The organism is Pseudomonas sp. CJQ_9 (assembly GCF_043106615.1).
Lineage (GTDB): Bacteria > Pseudomonadota > Gammaproteobacteria > Pseudomonadales > Pseudomonadaceae > Aquipseudomonas > Aquipseudomonas juntendi.
Genome location: NZ_JBICMS010000035.1, coordinates 142,029 through 150,409, shown reverse-complemented (window position 1 = coordinate 150,409; position 8,381 = coordinate 142,029). Strand labels below are relative to the sequence as shown.

Below are 8,381 nucleotides of genomic sequence, written 5' to 3'. Positions count from 1 at the left end.
TGCTGCCCCGCAGATAAGCGCCCACCACTGCCCTATGAGGTGCGGCTTTAGCCGCGAATGCGGCAGTGGTGGCAACGGTGAATGCCCAGCATCTCGCCAGCAGGCCCGGCCCCTTCGCGGGTGAACCCGCTCCTACATCGGGCGTTGCTGCCCCGCAGATAAGCGCCCACCACTGCCCCATGAGGTGCGGCTTTAGCCGCGAATGCGGCAGTGGCGGCAACGATGAATGCCCAGGAAATCTCGCCAGCAGGCCCGGCCCCTTCGCGGCTAAAGCCGCTCCTACAGGGGTAGTAGGCCCTGGTTGGGTGGACACAGGCACAAAAAAAGCACCCCGAGGGGTGCTTTTTGTTTGTCGGCAATCCGCGCTTAGCGCTTCAGGCTTTCTGGCAGGTGTGGCTGGATAGTGGTCAGCACGGCCTTGAAGCACTTGATGTTGCCCGCAACGATGTGGCCTTTGTCGAGGAAGTCGTGGCCACCGTTGAAGTCGCTCACCAGGCCACCGGCTTCCTGAATCAGCAGCACGCCGGCGGCCATGTCCCACTCGGACAGCCCCGATTCCCAGAAGGCGTCGAAGCGGCCGGCAGCAACGTAGGCCAGGTCCAGGCTGGCAGCGCCAGCGCGGCGGATGCCGGCAGTTTGGCCGGTCAAGGCGCGGAACATGCCCAGGTAGTTGTCGAGGTCGGCCATCTGGCTGTCGCGGAACGGGAAGCCGGTACCCAGCAGGGCGCCTTCCAGGCTGGTGCGCGAGCTGACACGCAGGCGGCGGCCATTGAGTTGGGCGCCACGGCCACGGCTGGCGGTGAATTCTTCCTGGCGAACCGGGTCGACGATCACGGCGTGCTCAAGGCGGCCACGGTACTTGCAGGCGATGCTGACAGCGAAGTGCGGGATGCCACGCAGGAAGTTGGTGGTGCCGTCCAGCGGGTCGATGATCCACAGGTAATCCTTGCCCTCTTCACCGGTGCCGGCGTGCAGGCCGGTTTCTTCACCCTGGATGGAGTGGTTCGGGTAGGCCTTGCGCAGGGCGTTGACGATGGTCTGCTCGGCGGCGCGATCGACTTCGGAAACGTAGTCCTTGGCCTCTTTCTCATCGACCTTGATGCTATCCAGGCGTTCGATGGAGCGGAAAATCAGTTCACTGGCGCTGCGAGCGGCGCGCAGGGCGATATTCAGCATAGGCTGCATGGGCGGGTCACCTGGAGATGTTAAAGAAGAAAGCCGATCATTCTAGCAGAAAACTGTGGCGGCAGAAGGGGCACATTTGCTTTCGTGGCGTTACGTCTGTCGGTTCTGTAAGATCCAAGCCCCTGATTCCTGCATCTGTGAGCACAACACCTTGCTGCAAAATATTCGTGTTGTTCTGGTCAATACCAGCCACCCCGGCAACATCGGCGGCGCTGCGCGTGCCATGAAAAACATGGGCTTGTCGCGTCTGGTGCTGGTGCAGCCGAAAGAGTTCCCCGCCGTGGATGCCAGTGCCCGCGCCTCTGGTGCCGACGATGTGCTGGACAATGCCCAGGTGGTCGACAGCCTCGAACAGGCTCTGGTCGGCTGCAACCTGGTGATGGGCACCAGCGCCCGCGAGCGCAGCATTCCCTGGCCGTTGATCGGCCCGCGTGAATGTGGCGAAAAGGCGGTGGTGCATGCCAATGGTGGCGAAGAAATCGCCCTGGTGTTCGGGCGCGAACACGCCGGCCTGACCAACGAAGAACTGCAGCGATGTCACTTCCACGTGCACATTCCCTCCAACCCCGACTTCAGCTCGCTGAACCTGGCTGCCGCCGTGCAAGTGCTCGCCTATGAGGTGCGCATGGCCTGGTTGGCCGCCGGTGTGGCACCGGCCCAGGTCGAGAAGGTGGATGCCAGCGAGCTGGCGACCATGGACGAAATGGAGCTGTTCTACGACCACCTGGAGAAAACCCTGGTAGGCATCGGCTTCCTCGACCCTGCAAAGCCCAAGCACCTGATGCCGCGCCTGCGCCGGCTGTACGGGCGGGTGGCGGTCGAGCGTTCGGAAATGAGCATTTTGCGCGGCATCCTCACCGAGACCCAGAAAGTGGTCCGGGGCGAGCCGCATAAACGGAAGGACTGAAAGATGTTTGAACGCCTGCGTGAAGATATTCAAAGCGTATTCCACCGTGACCCGGCTGCGCGCAATGCCTTCGAGGTGCTCACCTGCTACCCGGGCATGCATGCCATCTGGCTACACCGCCTGGGTAATGCCTTGTGGCGGCGCGACTTCAAGTGGCTGGCGCGACTGGTCTCGAACTTTGGCCGCTGGCTCACCGGTATCGAGATTCACCCCGGTGCCACCATCGGCCGGCGTTTCTTCATCGACCACGGCATGGGCATCGTCATCGGCGAAACCGCCGAAATCGGCGATGACGTCACCCTGTACCAAGGCGTTACGCTGGGCGGTACCAGCTGGAACAAAGGCAAGCGTCACCCCACCTTGGAAAACGGCGTGGTGGTAGGGGCGGGGGCCAAGGTGCTGGGCCCGTTCACCGTGGGTGCGGGGGCCAAGATCGGCTCCAATGCGGTGGTGACCAAGGCGGTCCCGGCCGGTGCCACGGCAGTGGGCATCCCCGGGCGCATCATCGTCAAGCGCGAAGACAGCGAAGTGGAGGCCAAGCGCAAGGCCATGGCCGAGAAGATCGGCTTCGACGCTTACGGTGTCAGTGGCGACATGCCCGACCCGGTGGCGCGCGCCATTGGCCAGATGCTCGACCATCTGCAGGCCGTCGACGAGCGGCTGGAGGGTATGTGCGGCGCGTTGACGAAAATGGGCAGTGACTACTGCGCCAAAGAGCTGCCGGCCCTGCCCGAGGATGACTTCACCGAAGCGGCCCAGGCCGTCAGGCGCGACACTCAGCCGCATTGATTGCGCCGCGGCGCACCGAGGTTGACATACGGGGCGTGTGCTCACGCCCCTCGTCTGCTACAATCGCGCCGCCTCCCAGATGCAAACCCGACTAAAGCAGTAGGTCTAATAGTTGACTTAAATGCTCGGGAATCGCATACTTGCACACATCCCGAAACTCCCGTGGTACCCAATAGCCATGCGACTGACTACCAAAGGCCGATACGCCGTGACTGCCATGCTCGACCTGGCGTTGCACGCGCAGCATGGGCCGGTGTCTTTGGCCGATATTTCCGAGCGCCAGGGCATTTCCCTCTCTTATCTGGAGCAGCTGTTCGCCAAGCTGCGCCGTAGCAGCCTGGTCTCCAGTGTGCGCGGCCCCGGTGGCGGCTATCAGCTGTCGCGCGGTATGGAAACCATCCAGGTGGCACAGGTCATCGACGCGGTCAACGAATCGGTCGATGCCACCCGTTGCCAGGGCCTCGGGGACTGCCATGCCGGTGATACCTGCCTGACTCACCACCTGTGGTGCGACCTCAGCCAGCAGATCCATGAATTCCTCAGCGGCATCAGCCTGGCCGACCTCGTCATGCGCCGTGAGGTGCAGGAAGTCGCCCAGCGCCAGGACTTGCGTCGTGTCGCAGGCCGAACCGCCCAGCTGGACAAGATTGAGACGTCCGCCGTCGATTGACCCTTAGCCACGACGAGCGACGCCACCGCCTGATAGGAGAGACAAATGAAGTTGCCGATCTACCTCGATTACTCCGCGACCACGCCGGTTGACCCACGCGTCGCCCAGAAAATGGCCGAATGCCTGCTGGTTGACGGGAACTTCGGTAACCCGGCTTCGCGCTCCCACGTGTTCGGTTGGAAGGCCGAAGAAGCGGTCGAGAACGGCCGCCGCCAGGTTGCCGAGCTGATCAACGCCGACCCGCGCGAGATCGTCTGGACCAGCGGTGCCACCGAGTCCGACAACCTCGCCCTCAAGGGCGTGGCGCACTTCTATCAGACCAAGGGCAAGCACATCATCACCTCCAAGATCGAGCACAAGGCGGTGCTGGATACCGCTCGCCAGCTGGAGCGTGAAGGTTTCGAAGTCACCTACCTGGAGCCGGGCGAAGACGGTATCGTCACCCCGGCCATGGTCGAGACCGTGCTGCGTGACGACACTATTCTGGTGTCGCTGATGCACGTGAACAACGAAGTTGGCTCGATCAACGACATCGCCGCCATCGGTGAGCTGACCCGTGCGCGTGGCGTGCTGTTCCATGTCGATGCCGCCCAGTCGGCCGGCAAGGTGGAAATCGACGTGCAGAAGCTGAAGGTCGACCTGATGTCGTTCTCGGCGCACAAAGCCTACGGCCCGAAAGGCATCGGCGCGCTGTACGTCAGCCGCAAGCCGCGTGTACGTCTGGAAGCCATCATCCACGGTGGTGGTCATGAGCGGGGCATGCGTTCGGGCACCCTGCCGACCCACCAGATCGTCGGCATGGGCGAAGCATTCGCCATCGCCAAGCAGGAAATGGCCGCCGAAAACGTGCGCATCAAGGCTCTGAGCGACCGCTTCTTCAAGCAGGTCTCCAGCCTTGAAGAGCTGTACGTCAACGGTAGCCAGACTGCCCGCGTTCCGCACAACCTGAACCTGAGCTTCAACTACGTCGAAGGCGAATCGCTGCTGATGTCGCTGAAGGACATCGCCGTATCGTCCGGTTCGGCGTGCACCTCCGCGTCGCTCGAGCCGTCGTATGTACTGCGCGCTCTGGGCCGCAACGACGAGCTGGCGCACAGCTCGATCCGCTTCTCCTTCGGCCGCTTCACCACCGAAGAAGAAGTCGACTACGCCGCGCAGAAAGTCTGCGAGGCCGTCAACAAACTGCGTGAACTGTCGCCGCTGTGGGATATGTACAAAGACGGCGTTGACATCTCCAAGATCGAGTGGGCCGCCCACTAAGCAGTCGCCGGCAAGAGCGGCTCCCTGATGAGGAAGGAATTGCACCATGGCATACAGTGAAAAGGTCATCGACCACTACGAAAACCCACGCAACGTCGGCAAGATGAATGCCGAAGACCCGGATGTCGGTACCGGCATGGTCGGCGCCCCTGCGTGTGGCGACGTGATGCGCCTGCAAATCAAGGTCAACGAGCAGGGCGTGATCGAAGACGCCAAGTTCAAGACCTACGGTTGCGGTTCGGCCATCGCTTCCAGCTCCCTCGCCACCGAGTGGATGAAGGGCAAGACCCTGGACGAAGCCGAAACCATCAAGAACACCCAGCTGGCAGAAGAACTGGCGTTGCCGCCGGTCAAGATCCACTGCTCGGTACTCGCCGAAGATGCCATCAAGGCAGCTGTGCGCGATTACAAGCAGAAGAAAGGCTTGATCTAAGTCGCCTGTTGCGAGGTAAGGAGTCCTGATGGCTATCAGCATGACAGAAGCCGCCGCCAACCACATTCGCCGCTCCCTCGATGGGCGCGGCAAAGGTGAGGGCATTCGCCTGGGCGTGCGCACCACCGGTTGCTCGGGCCTGGCCTACGTGCTGGAGTTCGTTGACGAGCTGGCCGACGAAGACCAGGTGTTCGAAAACCACGGCGTCAAGGTGATCATCGATCCCAAGAGCCTGGTGTACCTCGACGGCACCGAGCTGGACTTCGTCAAGGAAGGGTTGAACGAAGGCTTCAAGTTCAACAACCCCAACGTGCGCGGTGAGTGTGGCTGCGGCGAAAGCTTCAACGTTTGAGGCCGGCTGTGGGTACTCCTTGTCACTACGCATTGTTTGACCTCCAGCCAAGCTTCCGCCTGGATCTCGACAAGCTGGCCACTCGCTACCGCGAGCTGGCCCGCGAAGTCCATCCCGACCGTTTTGCCGACGCTTCCGAGCGAGAGCAGCGGGTCGCGCTGGAAAAGTCCGCAGCCCTCAACGACGCCTACCAGACGCTGCGCAGTGCGCCGCGTCGTGCCCGCTATCTGCTGGCCATCAGCGGTCATGAAGTGCCACAGGAAGTCACGGTCCACGACCCGGACTTCCTGTTGCAGCAGATGCAGTGGCGCGAAGAGCTGGAAGAGCTGCAGGACGAAGCCGACCTGGACGGCGTAGCGGCATTCAAGAAGCGCTTGAAGGCCGCCCAGGACTCGCTGAACGAGGATTTTGCTGTCTGCTGGGACGTTCCCGCCGAGCGCGACAAGGCTGAACGCCTGATGCGCCGCATGCAGTTCCTCGACAAGCTCGCCCAAGAAGTGCGCCAACTGGAAGAGCGCCTCGACGATTAACCCGGTGTCGCCCGTGATGGCACCTAAGGTACTCAGATAAGCATGGCCCTACTGCAGATTGCCGAACCCGGTCAAACCCCCCAACCGCATCAGCGTCGCCTGGCGGTGGGCATTGACCTGGGTACCACCAACTCCATGGTCGCCGCATTGCGCAGCGGCCGCAGCGAGCCCCTGCCCGATGCGCAGGGTAACGTCATTCTGCCGTCCGCGGTACGCTACCTCGACGGGCGTATCGAGGTGGGGCAGGCCGCGCGTGAGGCCGCTTCCAGCGACCCGCTGAACACCGTGCTGTCGGTCAAGCGCCTGATGGGGCGCGGCGTTGCCGACGTCAAGCAGTTGGGCGAGCAGCTGCCTTACCGTTTTGTCGGCGGTGAGTCGCACATGCCGTTCATCGATACCGTGCAGGGCCCGAAAAGCCCGGTCGAAGTGTCCGCAGACATCCTCAAGGTGCTGCGTGAACGGGCCGAAGCGACCCTGGGTGGCGAGCTGGTAGGCGCGGTGATCACCGTGCCAGCCTATTTCGACGACGCTCAGCGCCAGGCGACCAAAGACGCTGCACGCCTGGCAGGCCTGAACGTGCTGCGCCTGCTCAATGAGCCGACCGCCGCTGCCGTGGCCTACGGCCTGGACCAGAACGCCGAAGGCGTGGTGGCCATCTATGACCTGGGCGGCGGTACCTTTGACATTTCCATCCTGCGCCTGACTGCCGGTGTGTTCGAAGTGCTGGCCACCGGCGGCGACACCGCCCTGGGCGGCGACGATTTCGACCATGCCATCGCCGGCTGGATCATCGAGCAGGCCGGTCTCTCCTCCGACCTGGACCCGGCCACCCAGCGCGCACTGCTGCAGACTGCCTGCGCGGCCAAAGAGGCCCTGACTGACGCCGACGTCGTCAATGTCAGCCATGGCGCCTGGCAAGGTGAGCTGAGCCGCGTTGCCTTCGACGCCATGATCGAGCCGATGATCGCCCGCAGCCTCAAGGCGTGCCGCCGCGCGGTGCGCGACAGCGGCGTTGAAATGGACGAAGTCAGTGCCGTGGTCATGGTCGGTGGCTCAACCCGTGTGCCGCGTGTGCGCGATGCGGTGGGTGCGCTGTTTGGCCGTACGCCGCTAACCTCGATCGACCCGGACCAGGTGGTGGCCATCGGCGCCGCGATTCAGGCTGACACCCTGGCCGGCAACCGCCGCGAAGGTGGCGAACTGCTGCTGCTCGATGTCATTCCGCTGTCGCTTGGCCTCGAAACCATGGGCGGGCTGATGGAGAAGGTGATCCCGCGCAACACCACCATCCCGGTGGCGCGTGCCCAGGAGTTCACCACTTACAAAGACGGCCAGACGGCCATGATGATCCACGTGCTGCAAGGCGAGCGTGAACTGATCAGCGACTGCCGCTCGCTGGCGCGCTTCGAGCTGCGTGGCATTCCGGCCATGGTCGCCGGCTCGGCAAAAATCCGCGTTACCTTCCAGGTGGATGCCGACGGCCTGCTCAGCGTCGCCGCGCGCGAGCTGGGTTCGGGCGTGGAAGCCAGCATCCAGGTCAAGCCGTCCTACGGCCTGACCGACGGCGAAATCGCCCGCATGCTCAAGGACTCGTTCGAACACGCCGGTTCCGACAAGCACGCCCGCCAGTTGCGCGAGCACCAGGTGGACGCCGAGCGCCTGCTCGAAGCGGTGCAGGGCGCCCTGGACGCCGACGGCGAACGCTTGCTCAGCAGTGACGAGCGCGACGCCATCGAATTCCAGATGCAAGAACTACGTGATTTGCTGGCGGGCACCGATGGCGCAGCCATCGAGCAACAGACCAAGCGTCTGTCGCAGGTGACCGACGCATTTGCCGCCCGTCGCCTTGATTCGACGGTCAAAGCCGCACTGGCCGGGCGCAACCTGAATGAGATCGAGGAGTAATCGATGCCGCTGGTAACCTTCCTGCCGCATGAGAAGTTCTGCCCTGAAGGCCTGACCGTGGATGTACCAGTCGGGACCAACATCCTGGAGCTGGCCCACGACCATCACATCGAGATGGAGAGCGCCTGTGGCGGCGTCAAGGCTTGTACCACCTGCCACTGTATTGTTCGCAAAGGTTTCGATTCGCTCGAAGAAGCCGATGAACTGGAAGAGGACATGCTGGACAAGGCCTGGGGCCTGGAGGCGCAGTCGCGCCTGGGTTGCCAGGTGGTGGTCGCCGACCAGGACCTGACCATCGAGATCCCCAAGTATTCGCTGAACCACGCTGCCGAAGCACCGCACTGAGGGCC

At 63.1% G+C, this 8,381-nt stretch carries 10 protein-coding genes; 9 read left to right on the top strand and 1 reads right to left on the bottom strand.

What is annotated here, in order from left to right:
* Window positions 1–366: 366 nt before the first annotated feature.
* Complete coding sequence (gene suhB, locus ACF8SD_RS06335) at window positions 367–1,185, bottom strand: inositol-phosphate phosphatase (RefSeq protein ID WP_173887648.1); 819 nt, start codon at window positions 1,183–1,185, stop codon at window positions 367–369.
* 151 nt (window positions 1,186–1,336) lie between these two features.
* Here suhB and trmJ point away from each other — a divergent pair, with 151 nt between their 5' ends.
* The 9 genes from trmJ to fdx all read left to right on the top strand — a co-directional run bounded on the left by trmJ (window position 1,337) and on the right by fdx (window position 8,376).
* Entirely contained in the window at window positions 1,337–2,092 is a 756-nt protein-coding gene (gene trmJ / locus ACF8SD_RS06330; protein ID WP_173887649.1) for a tRNA (cytosine(32)/uridine(32)-2'-O)-methyltransferase TrmJ, read from the top strand.
* A gap of 3 nt (window positions 2,093–2,095) precedes the next feature.
* Window positions 2,096–2,881, top strand: a complete 786-nt coding sequence (cysE, locus tag ACF8SD_RS06325) for a serine O-acetyltransferase (RefSeq protein ID WP_009682043.1) — start codon at window positions 2,096–2,098, stop codon at window positions 2,879–2,881.
* Between the two features lie 178 nt (window positions 2,882–3,059).
* On the top strand, window positions 3,060–3,551 hold the full coding sequence (gene iscR, locus ACF8SD_RS06320) for a Fe-S cluster assembly transcriptional regulator IscR (protein WP_008092572.1): 492 nt from the start codon (window positions 3,060–3,062) through the stop codon (window positions 3,549–3,551).
* Window positions 3,552–3,596: 45 nt separating this feature from the next.
* Complete coding sequence (locus tag ACF8SD_RS06315; protein ID WP_173887650.1) at window positions 3,597–4,811, top strand: IscS subfamily cysteine desulfurase; 1,215 nt, start codon at window positions 3,597–3,599, stop codon at window positions 4,809–4,811.
* Window positions 4,812–4,857: 46 nt separating this feature from the next.
* Window positions 4,858–5,244, top strand: a complete 387-nt coding sequence (iscU, locus tag ACF8SD_RS06310) for a Fe-S cluster assembly scaffold IscU (RefSeq protein ID WP_003248539.1) — start codon at window positions 4,858–4,860, stop codon at window positions 5,242–5,244.
* Window positions 5,245–5,272: 28 nt separating this feature from the next.
* Window positions 5,273–5,596, top strand: a complete 324-nt coding sequence (gene iscA, locus ACF8SD_RS06305) for an iron-sulfur cluster assembly protein IscA (protein ID WP_003248536.1) — start codon at window positions 5,273–5,275, stop codon at window positions 5,594–5,596.
* 8 nt (window positions 5,597–5,604) lie between these two features.
* A complete protein-coding gene (hscB, locus tag ACF8SD_RS06300; RefSeq protein ID WP_392484098.1) occupies window positions 5,605–6,126 on the top strand; it encodes a co-chaperone HscB in 522 nt (173 codons plus the stop codon).
* 42 nt (window positions 6,127–6,168) lie between these two features.
* A complete protein-coding gene (gene hscA, locus ACF8SD_RS06295; protein ID WP_173887651.1) occupies window positions 6,169–8,031 on the top strand; it encodes a Fe-S protein assembly chaperone HscA in 1,863 nt (620 codons plus the stop codon).
* A 3-nt stretch (window positions 8,032–8,034) separates the two neighbouring features.
* Window positions 8,035–8,376 carry an ISC system 2Fe-2S type ferredoxin gene (fdx, locus tag ACF8SD_RS06290; RefSeq protein ID WP_392484097.1) on the top strand — a complete coding sequence of 114 codons (342 nt, stop codon included), beginning with the start codon at window positions 8,035–8,037 and terminating at the stop codon, window positions 8,374–8,376.
* Window positions 8,377–8,381: the final 5 nt, after the last annotated feature.

Bases quoted from the DNA above. Each gene is read 5' to 3' on its own strand.
- ACF8SD_RS06315 (WP_173887650.1), top strand. From the start codon at position 3,597: ATGAAGTTGCCGATCTACCTCGATTACTCCGCGACCACGCCGGTTGAC.
- suhB (WP_173887648.1), bottom strand. From the start codon at position 1,185: ATGCAGCCTATGCTGAATATCGCCCTGCGCGCCGCTCGCAGCGCCAGT.
- iscA (WP_003248536.1), top strand. From the start codon at position 5,273: ATGGCTATCAGCATGACAGAAGCCGCCGCCAACCACATTCGCCGCTCC.
- cysE (WP_009682043.1), top strand. From the start codon at position 2,096: ATGTTTGAACGCCTGCGTGAAGATATTCAAAGCGTATTCCACCGTGAC.
- iscR (WP_008092572.1), top strand. From the start codon at position 3,060: ATGCGACTGACTACCAAAGGCCGATACGCCGTGACTGCCATGCTCGAC.
- iscU (WP_003248539.1), top strand. From the start codon at position 4,858: ATGGCATACAGTGAAAAGGTCATCGACCACTACGAAAACCCACGCAAC.
- hscA (WP_173887651.1), top strand. From the start codon at position 6,169: ATGGCCCTACTGCAGATTGCCGAACCCGGTCAAACCCCCCAACCGCAT.
- fdx (WP_392484097.1), top strand. From the start codon at position 8,035: ATGCCGCTGGTAACCTTCCTGCCGCATGAGAAGTTCTGCCCTGAAGGC.